The organism is Faecalicatena contorta (assembly GCF_003149105.1).
Lineage (GTDB): Bacteria > Bacillota > Clostridia > Lachnospirales > Lachnospiraceae > Muricomes > Muricomes contortus_C.
In genome coordinates, this window is sequence record NZ_QGDS01000016.1 from 1 (window position 1) to 17,080 (window position 17,080).

Annotated in this window: 14 protein-coding genes; 7 read left to right on the forward strand and 7 right to left on the reverse strand. The window is 44.5% G+C overall.

What is annotated here, in order from left to right; genetic code table 11:
• Together xdhB and xdhC are read left to right on the forward strand one after the other, a co-directional pair.
• Positions 1–659 (forward strand): xanthine dehydrogenase subunit XdhB (gene xdhB, locus A8805_RS18285; RefSeq protein ID WP_109713846.1); only part of this gene is annotated, 659 nt, incomplete at its 5' end.
• Positions 660–723: 64 nt separating this feature from the next.
• Positions 724–1,239: a xanthine dehydrogenase subunit XdhC gene (xdhC, locus tag A8805_RS18290; protein ID WP_109713848.1), complete on the forward strand. Its 516-nt coding sequence runs from the start codon at positions 724–726 to the stop codon at positions 1,237–1,239.
• 82 nt (positions 1,240–1,321) lie between these two features.
• Here xdhC and A8805_RS18295 read toward each other — a convergent pair whose 3' ends face one another.
• The 7 genes from A8805_RS18295 to A8805_RS18325 all read right to left on the reverse strand — a co-directional run bounded on the left by A8805_RS18295 (position 1,322) and on the right by A8805_RS18325 (position 8,667).
• Positions 1,322–2,677: a uracil-xanthine permease family protein gene (locus A8805_RS18295; RefSeq protein ID WP_109713850.1), complete on the reverse strand. Its 1,356-nt coding sequence runs from the start codon at positions 2,675–2,677 to the stop codon at positions 1,322–1,324.
• A gap of 13 nt (positions 2,678–2,690) precedes the next feature.
• Complete coding sequence (gene arcC, locus A8805_RS18300; protein ID WP_109713852.1) at positions 2,691–3,638, reverse strand: carbamate kinase; 948 nt, start codon at positions 3,636–3,638, stop codon at positions 2,691–2,693.
• Between the two features lies 1 nt (position 3,639).
• Entirely contained in the window at positions 3,640–4,023 is a 384-nt protein-coding gene (locus A8805_RS18305) for a RidA family protein (RefSeq protein WP_109713854.1), read from the reverse strand.
• 31 nt (positions 4,024–4,054) lie between these two features.
• Complete coding sequence (gene ygeW, locus A8805_RS18310) at positions 4,055–5,248, reverse strand: knotted carbamoyltransferase YgeW (protein ID WP_109713856.1); 1,194 nt, start codon at positions 5,246–5,248, stop codon at positions 4,055–4,057.
• Positions 5,249–5,400: 152 nt separating this feature from the next.
• Positions 5,401–6,717 (reverse strand): YgeY family selenium metabolism-linked hydrolase, encoded by a 1,317-nt coding sequence (locus tag A8805_RS18315; RefSeq protein ID WP_181392910.1) that lies wholly within the window; start codon positions 6,715–6,717, stop codon positions 5,401–5,403.
• 75 nt (positions 6,718–6,792) lie between these two features.
• Complete coding sequence (gene dpaL / locus A8805_RS18320; RefSeq protein ID WP_109713859.1) at positions 6,793–7,998, reverse strand: diaminopropionate ammonia-lyase; 1,206 nt, start codon at positions 7,996–7,998, stop codon at positions 6,793–6,795.
• 21 nt (positions 7,999–8,019) lie between these two features.
• The gene (locus tag A8805_RS18325) at positions 8,020–8,667 is read right to left on the reverse strand and encodes a helix-turn-helix transcriptional regulator (protein WP_109713986.1); all 648 of its coding nucleotides are present in this window, start codon (positions 8,665–8,667) and stop codon (positions 8,020–8,022) included.
• A 283-nt stretch (positions 8,668–8,950) separates the two neighbouring features.
• Between A8805_RS18325 and ssnA the strand changes: the two genes are divergently transcribed.
• From ssnA to yqeB, 5 genes are all read left to right on the forward strand, one after another.
• The gene (ssnA, locus tag A8805_RS18330) at positions 8,951–10,282 is read left to right on the forward strand and encodes a putative aminohydrolase SsnA (protein WP_109713861.1); all 1,332 of its coding nucleotides are present in this window, start codon (positions 8,951–8,953) and stop codon (positions 10,280–10,282) included.
• Positions 10,283–10,370: 88 nt separating this feature from the next.
• Entirely contained in the window at positions 10,371–13,364 is a 2,994-nt protein-coding gene (gene ygfK / locus A8805_RS18335; RefSeq protein WP_109713863.1) for a putative selenate reductase subunit YgfK, read from the forward strand.
• Between the two features lie 171 nt (positions 13,365–13,535).
• Positions 13,536–14,915, forward strand: coding sequence for a dihydropyrimidinase (gene hydA, locus A8805_RS18340; protein ID WP_109713865.1), 1,380 nt, complete (start codon positions 13,536–13,538; stop codon positions 14,913–14,915).
• Positions 14,916–14,950: 35 nt separating this feature from the next.
• The gene (gene yqeC, locus A8805_RS18345; RefSeq protein WP_181392911.1) at positions 14,951–15,706 is read left to right on the forward strand and encodes a selenium cofactor biosynthesis protein YqeC; all 756 of its coding nucleotides are present in this window, start codon (positions 14,951–14,953) and stop codon (positions 15,704–15,706) included.
• On the forward strand, positions 15,703–17,076 hold the full coding sequence (gene yqeB, locus A8805_RS18350) for a selenium-dependent molybdenum cofactor biosynthesis protein YqeB (RefSeq protein ID WP_109713869.1): 1,374 nt from the start codon (positions 15,703–15,705) through the stop codon (positions 17,074–17,076). Before yqeC ends, yqeB begins: the two co-directional genes overlap by 4 nt.
• Positions 17,077–17,080: the final 4 nt, after the last annotated feature.

Below are 17,080 nucleotides of genomic sequence, written 5' to 3' on the forward strand. Positions count from 1 at the left end.
CCCTGACCAGTTTTTCACATATTACAAAAGACCCTGTTATTCAGAAATATATTAACGTGCTGGGTGAGGCAGTGGATATGGTAGGAGGACCTCAGATACGCAATATAGGAACCATCGGCGGAAATACCTGTAACGGTGTGACTTCTGCGGATTCGGCGTCTACATTATTTGCCTGGGATGCTGTCATTGAGGTGACAGGACCGGAAGGAGTACGCAGGCTTCCGATTCAGGAATTCTATATCAGAGCCGGGGTGGTGGACTTGAAACCTGCTGAAATACAGACGGCCATTCTGATACCAAGAAAATCCTATGAGGGATATTTTGGACATTATATAAAATATGCCATGAGAGGTGCTATGGATATTGCTACATTGGGGTGTTCTGTCAATGTAAAGCTGTCTGAAAATAAAAGATATCTGGAGGACGTCAGGATTGCATATGGTGTGGCAGGTCCGGTTCCTATGCGTGCAGTACATGCAGAAGCAGCAGGAAAAGGGATGGAAATCAGTGATGAGACCATTGAGAAAGTGGGAGATACAGTTTTAGAAGATGTGACTCCCCGGGATAGCTGGAGGGCAAGCAAGGCATTCAGGGAACATATTGCCAAGGTACTGTGCAAGCGTGCGCTGAGGGAGTCGGTGGAACTTGGCAGCAGATAATAAGTCAAGGTTCAATGATCCGGTGGATTGAGAATGTCTGCCTTAGTTTAAGGAGGTTTGGTTCATGAGTGAAAAGCAATATAAGCTGGTAAAATGTATTATAAATGGCGAAGCAAGGGAGGCCATGGTGGATGTGCGGGCATCTCTCACTGATATGTTAAGGAATGACTACAGACTGACCAGTGTGAAAAAGGGCTGTGAAGTGGGAGAGTGCGGAGCCTGTAATGTTATCATTAACGGAGAGTGTTATAATTCTTGCATTTACCTGGCCATATGGGCAGATGGAAAAGAAATCCGGACAGTGGAGGGCCTGATGGGGCCGGAAGGAGAACTGTCTGACATCCAGCAGGCGTTTATTGACGAAGCAGCAGTACAATGTGGCTTTTGTACGCCGGGGGTCGTTATGAGTGCGGTGGAGATATTAGACTCCGGCGAGGAATATACCAGGGAAGAGCTGCGGAAGCTTCTGGCGGGGCATCTTTGCAGGTGTACCGGATATCAGAATATACTGAATGCGGTTGAGAAAACCATGTACCGGAGGCTAGGAAGGGAATTTCCGGATTACCTTGAAAACAAATAGTGCCCCGGTGCAGGGTGGAAATACATAAAAACCTGCATGGAAAGTCATTTTACTTTTCATGCAGGTTTTTTATAAGAATTATTTAGTTGTTTTCATCAAGTGCCGTTTCCGGTACTGTCTCTTTATCTTTCGGAAGAATGATATTCAACAGTATGGCGACTAATGTGGCAATAACAACCGGTGATTTTCCGAATATAGTAGTGAACCAGGCCGGAAAAGATGCAAGTGAACCACTTGCCTGGGTAACTCCCATTCCTAAAGCAACGCCAAGCCCTACAATGGAAGTATTTCTATAGGACATCTTTTCGCTTGTAATTAACTTCATACCTGTCATAGCAATTGATGCAAATACAGATACAGTTGCTCCGCCGAGAACACAATACGGAATTGTAGTCAGCAGGGATGAGAATTTCGGAATCAGCCCTGCAATCAGAAGGATAACAGCGGCAAGGCCAAGTACACAGCGGTTTACTACTTTTGTTGTAGCTACGATGCCTACATTCTGGCTGTAAGTTGCTGTAGGAAGTCCCCCTAAAAGAGCACCGAAGATATTGGTAATACCATATCCTACGATTCCTCCCTGTAATTCATTATCTGTCGGCATACGGTCAAGGCCTCCGCTTGTTGTGGCGGAAAAGTCTCCGATAGCCTGTACAGAATTAACAACAAATAATAAACCAATTGCGATACTGGAGGAGATTTCAAATTTTACTCCGAAATGCAAAGGTGCTGTAATCTGGAAAACAGATGCCTGAGCAACAGGAGAGAAGTCTACCATACCGAAAAATAGGGCAACAATATAACCGCCGACAATTCCGATCAAAATGGATGCCAGTTTCCAAAGTCCCTTTCCGAAATGATTAAGTACTGTTACAATAATCAGCGTAATAATAGCAACCAGCCAGTTCTGCCATGAACCATAATCTGGTTTTCCTACCCCTCCTGCCATATAATTAATCGCAGTAGGATACAGAGAAAGACCAATGGTAAATACTACAGTTCCTGCAATCAACGGAGGGAAAAACTTGCGAATCTTTTTAATAAATAAACCGACAATGATTGCCGCACAGCCGCCTACAATCTGAGCTCCCAATATAGTAGGAATGTCAAAGCCTTCCGCAATGGCCTGCATACTTGGCAGGTAGGCAAAGCTGATACCCATAATAACCGGAAGACCGGCACCTATACCGAATCCCTTTGTCTTAATAAAGGGAAAAAGCTGAACGAATGTGGAGAGTGCAGATACCACTAACGCTGCCTGAATCAATTTGATACTGTCTGCTTCTGAAAGACCGGCAGTTGCTGCAACAATAATCGCGGGGGTTACAATACCGATAATTGCAGCAACAACGTGCTGAAAAGCAAGTGGGAGAGCCGCGCCCAGGGCGGGCATCCCGTTCATTTCAAATACACTTGCTTGTTTTACTTCTCTTTTCATATATGGCTCCTATCTAGGATCGGCTAATCCGGGTGCCTGTATCCCCTAAAATTCCGTCTTTGGCTTTCTCCAGTAAAGTAATCAGGGCATGACGTCCTGGTGCGGACTCTGCAAATTCTACAGCAGCCTGTACTTTTGGAAGCATGGAGCCGGGGGCAAAATGTCCTTCAGCCATATATTGTTTTGCTTCATCTACTGTGATATTATCCAGCCATTTTTCATCTGGTTTACCGTAATTGATTGCTACTTTTTCAACAGCAGTCAGAATAATCAGAAAATCTGCATCCAATTCACGTGCGAGCAGGCTGCTTGCAAAATCTTTATCGATAACAGCGCTGGCGCCTTTTAAATGATTTCCCTGACGAGTAACGGGAATTCCGCCGCCTCCGCAGGCAATCACTAAATCACCGGATTCTACCATAGTGCGGATAGTACCGATTTCTATGATTTCCTGTGGCTTTGGAGAAGATACTACACGGCGGTAGCCGCGTCCGGAATCCTCTTTCATAATATAATCATATTTTGCAGCCATTTCGTCAGCCTGCTCTTTTGTCATAAAGCGGCCGATTGGCTTGGACGGATTTTGAAATGCCTCGTCATTTTCATCTACACGAACCTGTGTAATCATGGTGGCTACCGGAATGTCTGTAATATTCCGGTCCAAAAGCTCCTCACGCAGGGCATTCTGCAAATCATATCCGATATATGCCTGGCTCATTGCCACACAGACAGACAGAGGCGTATTCGGCTGCTGTGGGTCTTCGTGGGTCAGTGCTATCATAGCGTTATTTACCATTCCAACCTGGGGGCCGTTGCCGTGGGCAACCACGACCTCACAGCCCTCCTCGATCAGGTCTACAATGGCACGGGCAGTAATTTTTACTGCAGTCATCTGCTCAGGCAGGGTGTTGCCGAGGGCATTCCCGCCAAGAGCAATAACAATTCGTTTTTTCTTTGCCATTTTATTTTCCTCCGACATATGCGATAGTTTCTACTTCACACAATACTCCCTTTGGCAGAGCCTTTACAGCAACACAGGAACGTGCCGGTTTTCCAACAAAATATTTTGCATAGATTTCATTGAATGCAGCAAAGTCACCCATATCTGCCAGAAAGCAGGTTGTCTTTACAACATCTTTAAATTCAGCTCCCTGGCTCTCCAGAAGTGCAGCCACATTTTTCATAACCTGCTCTGTCTGTTCTTCAATAGTTGTTCCCACAACTTCTCCGGTTTCTGCAGAAAGCGGAATCGCACCAGAGAAAAATGCGATATCATTTACAATGATTCCCTGTGAGTATGGTCCAATTGCTGCCGGTGCATTTTTTGTGTCAACATATTTCAACATGTTCTATACCTCCTGTATAGTTATCAGCTTATTATTTGAAGATTCTTGGTGTCTTGTTTTCTTCTAATTTCTTTAAAACCTCAGCAGGATCTGCAAATTTTGCAAGGAAAATCATAGCTGCAATAATGTATGGCTTGTAGCTGGCTTCTTTATATAAAGGATCTCTGTAACGATCAAATACAGTTGCGTCTACTTCGCCTTCTTCACAGCTTACGCCAGTAATATCAGCAGGCAGGCAGTGCATGTAGAGAGCTTTTCCGTCTTTTGTAGTAGCCATCAATTCTTCTGTACAAGCCCAGTCTTTGTGCTCTGCGTTCTGAGCAAGCAGTTCTTTTTCAAGAGCTTTAATTCCGTCTAAATCGCCTTCTCCGTAAAGGTCTGTACGTTTTTCCATAGCAGCAAATGGAGCCCAGCTCTTTGGATATACGATGTCGGCATCTTTGAAAGCTTCTGCCATATCGTTTGTCTTAGTAAATGTACCGCCGGATTTTTTAGCGTTTTCAGCAGCAACAGCCTCTACTTCCGGGAATACTTCATATCCCTCTGGATGAGCCAGAACAACATCCATTCCAAAACGTGTCATCAGACCGATGATCCCCTGAGGAACAGACAATGGTTTTCCATAAGAAGGAGAGTAAGCCCATGTCATAGCCAGCTTTTTGCCCTTCAGGTTTTCAACACCGCCGAACTCGTGGATAATGTGAAGCATATCAGCCATAGACTGAGTTGGGTGGTCAATATCGCACTGCAGGTTTACAAGAGTAGGTTTCTGCTCCAGAATACCATCTTTGTTTCCCTGTGTTACAGAGTCAACAACTTCGTGCATGTAAGCGTTACCCTTTCCGATGTACATATCATCACGGATACCGATTACATCAGCCATGAAAGAAATCATGTTAGCAGTCTCACGAACAGTCTCGCCGTGTGCTACCTGAGACTTACCTTCATCTAAATCCTGAACTTCCAGTCCAAGCAGGTTACAGGCAGAAGCAAAGGAGAAACGTGTACGGGTAGAATTGTCACGGAAAAGGGAAACACCCAGACCGCTCTCAAATACTTTTGTAGAGATGTTGTTTTCTCTCATAAAACGAAGTGCGTCAGCAACTGTGAATACAGCTTCCAATTCTTCGTCTGTCTTTTCCCATGTAAGGAAAAAGTCTCCGTTGTACATTTCCTTAAAGTTTAACGCGTTCAATTTGTCGATATAATCCTGTAAAGTTTTCATAGCAAAAATCCTCCTAATTGTTTAATTTTTAGTTATAGTCCGGCCAAAGGCTAAATTAGCATGACCGATTTGTTTTCTAAATACTCTGAATATTCTGAAAATGGTCGTCAAAAGGGTCAGTCCCTTTTCAAAAGGGACAGTCCCCTTTGCGATTATTTACAATAAAGTGTTGGCAGTGCAGCATAGACAGCAGCGCATACTACAAGGTCTGCTTTCCATGTTTTTTCATTTGGTGCATGTGCCTGTGCTTCTGCACCAGGTCCGAATCCGATACATGGAATTCCGTTTCTTCCCATGATGGATACACCGTTTGTTGAGAATGTCCATTTGTCTGTTAATGGACGTGCTTTTCTCATTTCTTCTGTCTCAGCAGTTCCGATTCTGGTTTCACCGTAGAGTCCTTTGTAAGCTTCCTCTAATGCTTTTGTTACTTCATGGTCTTCCGGAATTACCCATGTTGGGAAGTAGCACTCGATTGGATAAACAAGTCCTGTGTAAGATGGACGGTCATAGTTGTACATAGACACTTTTACGTCATCTCCATATTTCTTTACATTAGGAAGCGCACGGATTTCATCCAGGCAGCTTTCCCATGTCTCGCCTGCGGTCATACGGCGGTCAAGAGATACGGAACAGGAGTCAGCAACTGCACAGCGGCTTGGGGATGTAAAGAAAATTTCGGAAGTCGTAACAGTTCCTCTTCCGAGGAAACGTGCTTCTTTCCACTCTGGATTATATTTTTCATCCAGCATTTTTACAAGGCCTTTGATTTCTGTGCTGTCTTCAGCATCATTTTCGTTTAATGAGCGGATATCCTGAAGGATGTCAGCCATTTTGTAAATTGCGTTGTCACCGCGTTCTGGTGCGGAGCCGTGGCAGGAAACACCTTTTACATCTACACGGATTTCCATACGTCCGCGCTGTCCACGGTAAATACCGCCGTCTGTAGGCTCTGTGGATACTACGAATTCAGGACGAACCTTGCCTTCGTTGATGATGTACTGCCAGCAGAGACCGTCACAGTCTTCTTCCTGTACAGTTCCGGTTACGAGAACAGTGTATTTGTCGCTTAACAGTCCCAGATCTTTCATGATTTTTGCGCCGTATACTGCAGAAACGATACCGCCGCACTGGTCAGAAACACCGCGTCCGCCGATTTCTTCGTCATTTTCATAACCTTCGTACGGATCGAATGTCCAGTTTTCAATATTTCCGATACCTACAGTATCGATATGAGCGTCAAATCCAATAATCTTTTCGCCTGTTCCCATGTAACCAAGAACGTTGCCCTGTGGATCGATTTCTACTTTGTCAAATCCAAGTCTTCTCATTTCTTCTGCAATGCGGTCGATATGAGCCTTTTCATCACAGCTCTCGCCTGGGTATTTTACAATGTCCCTCAGGAACTTTGTCATATCTGCCTGATAATTTTGCGCAGCTTCTTTGATTTTGTTAAAGTCCATTTTCATACACTCCTTTTTAGAAATAGGTTTTAAAGTTTGTTGTTACATTATTCATAGGATTATTACATTTATCTCGATTGCCTAGCGGTCATTTCCACCCCAGACAATAGATTCATATCTTTCAGGGTCTGTATCACCCTCAGTAGAGAAGAGAAGAACTTTGGAGTTTTTATCCAGTCCAAGATGTTCTCTCAATTCTTTATATTCATCCATACACATGATGCAGGACAATGCGCCGAAAGGTGCTGCGCCTGACTCTCCGGATGTGACAGCCGGATCTCCTTTAACAGGAGCTGCCAGCATACGCATTCCTTTTGCAGCCACCCAGTCCGGTGCGGCAACAAATGTATCTACATGGTTTTTTAAGATATCCCAGGAAATGGTGTTTGGCTCTCCGCAAGCAAGACCTGCCATAATAGTAACCATATCGCCGTCTACAATCTGAAGGCTTCCGTCACCTAAAGCGGCGCCCTTGTAAAGGCAGGCAGCAGCTTCGGCTTCTACGACAACAACCTTCGGAGGATTTTCAGGATAGCGGTTTGCAAAATATCCCTGAACAGCTCCGGCGAGAGAACCTACACCAGCCTGTATGAATACATGGGTCGGTCTGTCGCAGCCCAATCCTTCTAACTGTTCTTTTGCTTCCATAGCCATTGTTCCATAACCCTGCATGATCCATGCCGGAATTTCTTCGTATCCGTCCCAGGCGGTATCTTGTACCATGATTCCGTTTTCAGTCTTGTTTGCCATGTCATTAGCCATACGTACACATTCATCATAATTGTATTCTTCGATAGTTGCTTTTGCACCCTCTGCCAGGATGTTATTCAGGCGGGTCTGGGTTGTGCCTTTGGGCATCAGTACAACAGATTTCTGGCCCAGTTTGTTAGCTGCCCATGCGACACCACGTCCGTGGTTACCGTCTGTAGCTGTGAAGAAGGTTGCCTGGCCGAATTCTTTTCTCAATCCTTCGGAAGTAAGTACCTGATAAGGCAGTTCGGAAACATCCTTGCCGACCTGCTGTGCAATGTAACGTGCCATTGCAAAAGAGCCTCCCAATACCTTGAAAGCGTTCAGTCCAAATCTGTAGGATTCATCCTTTACGTATACTTCTTTTAATCCGAGTCTGTCAGCCATTTTCTCTAACTTGACAAGGGGAGTAATTCTGTACTGAGGAAAACTCTCGTGAAAGGCCCGGGCTTTTTCTACCTCAGTAAGTGCCATAACCTTCAGTTGTGCATCGTCTGTTTTGGGCATGTGGTTTACTGCCCATTTGATTGTTTCCATGTGTAAAAAACCTCCTTCTTTCTATTTGCCTGCGTCCATGTAACTATAAAGTGTAAATTTTGAAATTCCCAAAAGCGAAGCAACTTTGTCTCCGGATTTTGTAATCAGGAAAGCACCGGCATCATTTAAGTATTGCACAACTATGACTTTATCATCCTTATTCATTAAAGCAACGGGTTTGCCGACAAGCGCTAAAGCTTGCTCAATTAATGTATCCAGCAGTTCGTTCACATTGTGAGTGATTTTTTGAGGCTGGCTATTTTTGGCTTCTGATTCTTTTGTTGTATCTGTGCTGATTAATGATTGGATTGCAGTTTCAATAGTGAGCAGTGATGTGATGTCGTAATTCAGAGAAAAAATGTAGGCAACACGGTTGTCATCATTCCGTATATACATTGTGCTGGATTTTAGAATTCGTCCGTCCTCTGTTTTTGTAAGATAAGAAAGACGGTCATGAATTTGTGAAGGGTTCCGGCTTAATGTTTCTAATACTACGCGGGAAGGTCCATCACCTAGCTTTCTATTGGAGATATGTCCGTTTTCAATATAGACGATGGAGTTCTCCAGTTCTTTTCTTGTAAGATCGTGAATAACAATCTCACATGAGCTTCCAAACTGCATCGCAAGTCCGTGTGCAAGTTGTTTTAATAAGTCCAGTTTCTGGCCCAAAGTTACCGCTCCTTTCACATGAGGTCCAGGAAATACTTCCCGAAAACTTTTTGCTTCTGAAACCATAATATCATAAAAAAAAATTAAATCAATACCTTTTCTAAAAATTTTTTAGGTAGCCTAATTTTTTTTTAGAATTTGTGTTGCAATTCTTTTATATTGATGATATTCTATATATAGCGATAGACACCTAATGACTAAAAAAGTAGTTCAAAGAACGCAAAAATACGCGCGCATACGCGGGGATTTTTGGGCAAACTAAAAAGAAAAGGAGACGAACAGTATGCTGATTTTAGGAAATGGCAGGGTGATTACAAGGGACGAAAAAAATCCGTACATGGATAATGGCGCAGTAGCCGTCGAAGGCACGGCAATCAAAAAAGTGGGGAGCCTGGATGAAGTCAGGGCAGCTTACCCTGATGCGGAGTTTATTGATGCAAAAGGAAAGGTGATTATGCCTGCATTTATTAATGCACATGAGCATATTTACAGTTCTTTTGCAAGAGGGCTATCCATAAATGGATATAATCCAAATGGCTTTTTGGATATATTGGACGGCCTGTGGTGGACAATTGACAGGAACCTTACATTGGAGGACACTTATTTAAGTGCCATGGCAACATATATTGACTGCATCAAAAATGGTGTAACAACAATTTTTGATCATCATGCAAGCTTTGGCTCCATCCGAGATTCTCTTTTCCATATTGAGAAAGCGGCAAAGGAGACAGGGGTACGTTCCTGCCTGTGTTATGAGATTTCTGACCGAGACGGTAAAGAGAAGGCAAGAGATTCCGTGATGGAAAATGCAGAGTTCATCCGCCACGCGTTGAAGGATGACAGCGGCATGATAGCAGGTATGATGGGAATGCATGCCCAGTTTACCATCTCTGATGAAACAATGGAACTGGCGGCAGCGAATAAACCGGAAGGTGTTGGGTATCATATCCATGTTGCTGAGGGAATTGAAGATTTACATCACTGTCTGAAGCATTACGGCAAACGCATTGTAGACAGGCTCATGGATTGGAACATATTAGGGGAGAAGACTCTGCTTGGCCACTGTATTTATATCAACGGGCATGAGATGGACTTGATTAAAGATACCAATACTATGGTAGTACACAATCCGGAATCCAACATGGGCAATGCCTGCGGATGTCCTCCGACTATGGAGCTGGTACACAGAGGAATCCTGACAGGGTTGGGGACAGATGGATATACCCACGATATGACGGAATCTTACAAGGTGGCAAATGTGCTGCATAAACATCACTTATGTGATGCCACAGCCGCATGGGGAGAAGTTCCGCAGATGCTTTTTGAAGGCAATGCTAAAATTGCAAACCGATACTTCAGCCAGGAACTGGGTGTCTTAAAAGAAGGTGCGGCAGGAGATGTCATAGTCGTAGATTATGACCCACTGACACCAATCAGCGGAGATAACTGCAATGGACATATCCTGTTTGGTATTAACGGAAGAAATGTAGTAACCACAGTGGCAAATGGAAAAGTTCTGATGAAAGACCGTGAACTGCAGCATATAGATGAGGCAAAAGTAATGTCAGACTGCAGACAGGCAGCGGCGGAACTCGGAAAGAGAATCAACGGATAGTTCAAAGGGGACAGACCCTTTTGAAAAGGGACTGTCCCCTTTGAACGTCGTTTTCAGAATATTCAGATAATACAGGAGGTTTACACAAATGAGTGATATTATGACCCCGATATCTTTCGGGCAGTTAGTGGATTGGATTATAACAGAACATGAGAAGTCTGGTACGGTATTTGCGGAGCACCGGGCATATCATGCGGATGAGAAGTTTAACCGGACTATTTTTGGACGGCGCCTGGAGACTCCGGTGGGGCCAGCAGCAGGACCACATACTCAGCTGACACAGAATATCGTAGCCGCATATTATACGGGAAGCCGTTTTTTTGAGCTGAAGACAGTTCAGACTATGGACGGCGCTGAGTTGGCTGCATGTGTGAATAAGCCATGTATTCGGGCAGAGGATGAGTGCTATAACTGTGAGTGGTCTACAGAACTTTATGTTCCTGAGGCTATGGAGGAGTATATTAAGGCATGGATCCTTTTGAAAGTTATGGCAAAAGAGTTTGACCTGGGAAGCATGGATGGATTCCAGTTCAATATCAGTGTAGGATATGATTTGGAAGGAATTAAGTCTGAGAAGATTGACAATTTCCTGAATACAATGAAGGATGCAAAGAATTCAGAAGTTTTCCAGTCATGCAAGCAATATCTGTTGGATAATGTGGACAAATTCCAGAAGGTTACAAAGGAAGACATTGAAAATATCCAGTCTGATATTTGTAATTCTGTGACAATTTCTACTCTTCATGGATGCCCTCCACAGGAGATTGAGAAAATTGCTATGCATCTGATTACAGAAAAAGGATTCCATACTTTCATTAAATGTAATCCTACCTTATTAGGATATGAATTTGCCAGAAAAACCATGGATGAGATGGGATATGATTACCTTGCATTTGGTGACTTCCATTTTAAAGATGATTTACAGTATGAAGATGCAATACCAATGCTTACCCGCCTTATGAAGGTATGTGAAGAGAGAAACCTGGAATTTGGTGTAAAGATTACAAACACCTTCCCGGTAGATGTAAAGCAGAACGAGCTGCCCAGCGAAGAAATGTATATGTCAGGGAAGTCACTCTATCCGCTGTCTATTTCACTGGCTGCGAAGCTGGCGAAAGAATTTGACGGGAAACTTCGGATTTCTTATTCCGGCGGAGCCGATTTCTACAATATAAAAGGAATTGTGGAAGCAGGAATCTGGCCTGTGACAGTGGCAACTACTCTGTTGAAGCCAGGCGGATATGAGAGAATGATACAGATAGCTGAGGCTGTAGAGCAGGAAAACGCCGTGTTTGAAGGTGTTAGTGTGGAAGGCTCTCAGGCACTTGCTGATGAGGCAAAAGTAAGTCCTCACCATGTGAAGGCAATTAAACCTCTTCCATCCCGTAAGCTGGATAAAAAAGTACCGCTTTTAGACTGCTTTTTAGCTCCATGTAAAGGTGGCTGTCCAATAAATCAGGATATCCCGGAATATCTGCAGCTTGTAAGCGAAGGAAAATATGAAGAGGCTATGGAGGTAATTACAGATAAGAATCCACTGCCATTCATTACAGGAACAATTTGCGCGCACAACTGTATGACCAAATGTACCCGCAACTTTTATGAGGAACCGGTACATATCCGGAATATGAAATTGGTAGCAGCACAGAATGGCTATGATGCATGGATAAAAAAAGTGGTTCCCGCAGCTATAACGCAAGAAGGAAAAGCAGCAGTTGTCGGCGGAGGCCCGGCAGGTATGGCGGCAGCATATTTCCTGAGAAAAGCAGGAATGGAAGTTACATTATTTGAGCAAACGGATTCTTTGGGCGGTGTGCCCCGCCACGTGATTTCTGGATTCAGAATGACAGATGAGGACATTGATAAAGATGCGGCAATTATGGCAGCCGTTGGCGTGGACGTTCAGTACAATACAAAGATTGAAAATGTACAGGAATTAAAGGATAAAGGCTATACATCAGTGATCCTTGCAATCGGTGCACCAAAACCAGGTGTATTGAAGCTGGAAGAAGGAGAGACTGTAAATGCCATTGAGTTCCTTACAAAATTCAAAGAGACAGCCGGAAATCTGGACATAGGAAAACATGTAGTGGTTATCGGCGGCGGAAATACTGCAATGGATGCTGCAAGAGCGGCAAAACTCACGAAAGGCGTGGAGACCTCTTCTCTTGTTTACAGAAGAACAAAACGCTTTATGCCGGCTGACGAGGAAGAGTTAATAATGGCACTTGAGGATGGTGTGGAATTTAAAGAACTTTTGGCACCTGTCAAGCTTGCAGACGGTGTTCTGACCTGCAGAGTCATGAAACTGGGAGATTATGATTCATCTGGAAGAAGAGGTGTTGTTGAGACTGAGGAAATTCGGGAAGTGCCTGCAGATACCGTTATTGTTGCAGTAGGTGAGAGTGTTCCGACTGAATTTTATGAAGCAAATGGTATCAATGTAAATGAGCGCGGAAAAGCCAGGGTAAATGAAGAAACCTGTGAAACAAGCCAGGCGGGTGTTTATGTGGTAGGAGACGGACTTGGCGGACCAGCTACAATTGTAGAAGGTATCCGGGATGGAAAAATGGCAGCGGAAGCAATCATTGGAAGAGTTCTTTCCACAGATTACCATATACAAGCCGACGAGGATCAGGTGTATGATAGAGAAGGCATCTTAAAGAGAATTGAGACAGGACGCGCTGAATCAGAGCGGTGTCTCTCATGTTCCAGCATATGTGAGAACTGTGTGGAAGTCTGTCCGAACAGAGCAAATGTTTCTGTAAGGGTTCCGGGTATGCAGCAGCATCAGATTATCCATATAGACTATATGTGTAACGAATGCGGCAACTGTAAGAGCTTCTGCCCATATGACAGTGCTCCGTATCTGGAGAAGTTTACCTTGTTCGCTGGAGCAAAAGATATGGAAGACAGCAAGAATGAGGGATTTGCAGTATTGGATGCAGAGAATGTAGTATGCCAGGTAAGATATCTTGGTGATACCTTCACATGGACAAAGGGAGAAGAAACAAGACTTCCTGTAGGTCTGCAGCAGCTGATTGAAACTGTAATCCGGGATTATCCATACTTTTTGGTATAAAGTCCCAAAGAGCTTCTAAAAATAAAACAGAATAATAAAAATTAATAAAAAGCCCATACAGAGATGTGACCAGACATATCTCTGTATGGGCCAAAAAACAATACCGGCCCAATCCCCGAGTTTTTGTTAAAGGGATTCAATTTGATTACAAGATAGAAAGAAGGAATGGCTATGAAACGTTTATTTAAAGGCGGAACAATTATCAGCGGAGATGGCATGAAACAGCTTGATATCCTTGTAAAAGGGGAGAAAATCCTTGCTGTGGGCGAGAATATGGACTTTCAGGATGCCGAAATCGAGGATGTCCGGGGAAAATATCTGTTTCCTGGCTTTATTGATCCACATACCCATATGGCTCTGGAAGTAAGCAATACCATAACTGCAGATAAATTTGATACGGGAACAAAGGCGGAAGTTGCAGGAGGAACGACCTGCATAATCGACTTTGCCACACAGAACAAAGGGGAGACACTGGCGGAAGCTCTTGATAACTGGCACAAAAAAGCTGACGGAGAGTCATCCTGTGACTATGCATTTCATCTTGCGATTTCTGACTGGAACGAGAATGTAAGCCAGGAATTGGCACAGGTAGCAGCCGATGGAATTTCTTCTTTCAAGTTATACATGACATATGACAGTATGATAGTGGATGATAAAACCATGTACGAAGTTCTCACAAGGCTTAAAGAGCTTGGCGGGATAGCCGGCGTACACTGTGAGAACAGCGGAATTATAGAAGCCAGACTGGAAGAAGTTCTGAAAAACAAGGGACACAGAAGGGATGTGTCCGATTATCCGGGAACAAGGCCGCCTGCGGCAGAAGCAGAGGCGGTGAACCGTCTTCTGAAAATTGCGAAATGCGTGGACACTCCTGTGATTGTTGTACATTTAAGTTCTGCCGAAGCCTATCGGGAAATCCAACGTGCAAGGGAAGACGGGCAGACAGTTTATGTGGAAACATGCCCACAATATTTATTACTGGACGAAAGTAAATATTCTTTGGCTGATGGAGAAGGCAGAAAATACATGATTGCACCTCCCCTCAGAAAGAAGAAAGACCAGAAGGTTCTGTGGGAAGCTCTCTCGGAGGGACGAATACAGACCATCGGCACAGACCATTGCAGCTTTACCTGGGACCAAAGGAGTGCAGGCATGGAGGACTTCACAAAGACGCCATGCGGAATGCCGGGAGGAGAAGAACGCCCTGCATTAATCTATCAGTTTGGTGTAAACGAAGGCAGAATTACCTTGGGACAGATGTGCCAGTACCTGGCGGAGAACCCGGCGAAGCTCTATCGTCTTTATCCTCAGAAGGGGACACTTTCTCCGGGAAGTGATGCAGATATTGTCGTATGGAACCCCCAGACAGAATGGGTTCTGTCAAAAGAGACACAGCAGACGAACATTGACTATTGTCCTATGGAAGGCACAAAAATAAAAGGCCGGGCAGAAAAAGTATTTCTCCGCGGGCAGTTAGTTGCAGAAAATGGGGAAATTAAGGCAGAAAAAGCAGGCAAGTATGTCCTTCACGGAGTAAAACCAGAAGAATAAATAGGATTAGATAAATTTAAAAGGAAATGCAGCTTATGGTGAAAACGTATCAGGCAGGCATCCTGAAAGAACAGCCGTCTCTCCTTCATGCACTGGGGATAGAGGATTTGAAAAGCCCTGTTGTGTCTGTAGTAGGAGCGGGAGGGAAAACAACCTTAATCAGGCAGACAGCGGAGGAGTATAGAAGGAAGGGGATTCCTGTTATTGTGACAACAACGACTCATATGATGGCAGAGAACCACCCTTGGTTTTTGCTGAGCACTTCTGTAGATAAGATGAAGGAGATTCTAGCAAGAGAAGGGATGGTCTGGATCGGATGTCCAAATAAGGCCGGAAAGATGAGGAGTCCTTCTTTGGAATTCCTGCATCAGATTCTGGCCATAGGCTGTCCTGTTCTGATAGAGGCAGATGGCTCCAGAAGGCTTCCTTTAAAGGTACCTGCCGCACATGAACCAGTACTTTTGCCGGAGACAAGTCATGTGGTAAACGTTTACGGACTGGATGCCTTGGGGAACTCCTTTGAAAATGTATGTTTCCGGGCGGATATAGCTCTGAAGCTGCTTGGAAAAAGGGAAACGGACTTGGTCTCGGAAGAGGATATTGCAAAATTGGCATTGGATAGTCTGGCGGGACGGAAAGGAATTACTTCCTCCATGTCGTACCAGATTGTTTTAAATAAAGCAGATACTCCAGAAAGAGAGGCTGCTGCACTTACCATCTGCAGGATTGCGGAAAAACAGGGTCACGCAAGTCTGACAGTGGCAGCAGAAGGGAAACGGACACAGAGATGAAAATATTAATCAAAGGGGCGGGAGACCTGGCAACAGGGATTGCTTCACGTCTCTATCACGGCGGACATCAGATTATCATGACGGAGATATCCATTCCCCTGACTGTACGCAGGATGGCGGCACTCTCCAGAGCGGTCTATGAAGGACGGGCAGCAGTGGAAGATATGACAGGTATTCTGGTGCACTCCATGGAAGAGGCAGAACAGGTTCTGGAAGTAGGGGATATTCCCGTAATTGTAGATGAGAAGGCTGAGATTTCTGAGGAATACAAACCGGATGTCATTGTAGACGCTATCCTTGCAAAAAGAAACCTGGGAACCAGAATTACTGATGCTCCTTTTGTAATAGGAATCGGTCCCGGATTCACCGCAGGCATAGACTGTCACTGCGTGGTAGAGACCATGCGCGGACACACACTGGGAAAGACCATATATAAAGGTGGTGCCATCCCGAATACAGGAATTCCGGGCAATTTAGGAGGCTTTACCACAGAACGCCTCATACGTGCCTCAGCAGATGGTGTGATGGAACCCCGTGCAGCTATCGGTGATATTGTGGAAAAAGGACAGCTTGTTGCAGTAACCGGGGATAAAGAAGTATATGCACAGATGGGCGGTGTTGTCCGGGGAATGCTCCAGCCAGGGGTAAAGGTATGGGAAAACCTTAAAATCGGGGACATTGATGCCCGCTGTGAGACAAGACACTGTTTTACTATTTCAGATAAGTCAAGGGCAATAGGCGGCGGGGTGCTTGAGGCAGTTGCGCGTTTTGAGCATATACAGGGCAAATATGCAATTGTAGTCCTGGCGGCAGGAAAAGGTGTACGCTTTGGAAGCAACAAACTGATGGCAATGGTTTCAGGTAAACCGCTGTATCAGCATACGCTGGATACAGTGAAGGCATTTTTGGATTTTCCTGTTTTTTTGGTGACGGGTTATGAGGAAATCACAGAAGCGGCAAACGGGATGGGAATAGAGACAATTATAAATAAGGAGCCGGAGCTTGGGATTTCCCACTCCATCCAACTGGGGCTGGAGGCATGTGTAAAGCAGTATCCATATATCCAGGGGATCTTATTTTCCGTATGTGACCAGCCAAACCTGCAGTCATCTACAATTCAGAAGATTTTTAATGCAGCAGGTCTGCATAAAGGGCAGATTATCTGCACAAGCCATCAGGGCAGACCGGGCAATCCGGTTCTGTGGGACAGACAATTTTTCCCCCGGTTGATGAAACTTACCGGGGATAACGGCGGAAAGCATATTATGTCGGGCATCCTTGAAAAGATTAGATATGTGGAGGCGCAGGAAAAAGAGTTGGAAGACATTGATTTTAAGATTGACATTTTAAAACAAGGCTACGGGGAATGAAAGT

Excerpts from the sequence above, each read along its gene's own strand:
- yqeC (WP_181392911.1), top strand. The coding sequence starts at position 14,951 with ATGGTGAAAACGTATCAGGCAGGCATCCTGAAAGAACAGCCGTCTCTC.
- A8805_RS18315 (WP_181392910.1), bottom strand. The coding sequence starts at position 6,717 with ATGAAAATGGACTTTAACAAAATCAAAGAAGCTGCGCAAAATTATCAG.
- ygeW (WP_109713856.1), bottom strand. The coding sequence starts at position 5,248 with ATGAAAACTTTACAGGATTATATCGACAAATTGAACGCGTTAAACTTT.
- ygfK (WP_109713863.1), top strand. The coding sequence starts at position 10,371 with ATGAGTGATATTATGACCCCGATATCTTTCGGGCAGTTAGTGGATTGG.
- xdhC (WP_109713848.1), top strand. The coding sequence starts at position 724 with ATGAGTGAAAAGCAATATAAGCTGGTAAAATGTATTATAAATGGCGAA.
- A8805_RS18295 (WP_109713850.1), bottom strand. The coding sequence starts at position 2,677 with ATGAAAAGAGAAGTAAAACAAGCAAGTGTATTTGAAATGAACGGGATG.
- dpaL (WP_109713859.1), bottom strand. The coding sequence starts at position 7,998 with ATGGAAACAATCAAATGGGCAGTAAACCACATGCCCAAAACAGACGAT.
- ssnA (WP_109713861.1), top strand. The coding sequence starts at position 8,951 with ATGCTGATTTTAGGAAATGGCAGGGTGATTACAAGGGACGAAAAAAAT.
- hydA (WP_109713865.1), top strand. The coding sequence starts at position 13,536 with ATGAAACGTTTATTTAAAGGCGGAACAATTATCAGCGGAGATGGCATG.
- A8805_RS18305 (WP_109713854.1), bottom strand. The coding sequence starts at position 4,023 with ATGTTGAAATATGTTGACACAAAAAATGCACCGGCAGCAATTGGACCA.
- arcC (WP_109713852.1), bottom strand. The coding sequence starts at position 3,638 with ATGGCAAAGAAAAAACGAATTGTTATTGCTCTTGGCGGGAATGCCCTC.
- yqeB (WP_109713869.1), top strand. The coding sequence starts at position 15,703 with ATGAAAATATTAATCAAAGGGGCGGGAGACCTGGCAACAGGGATTGCT.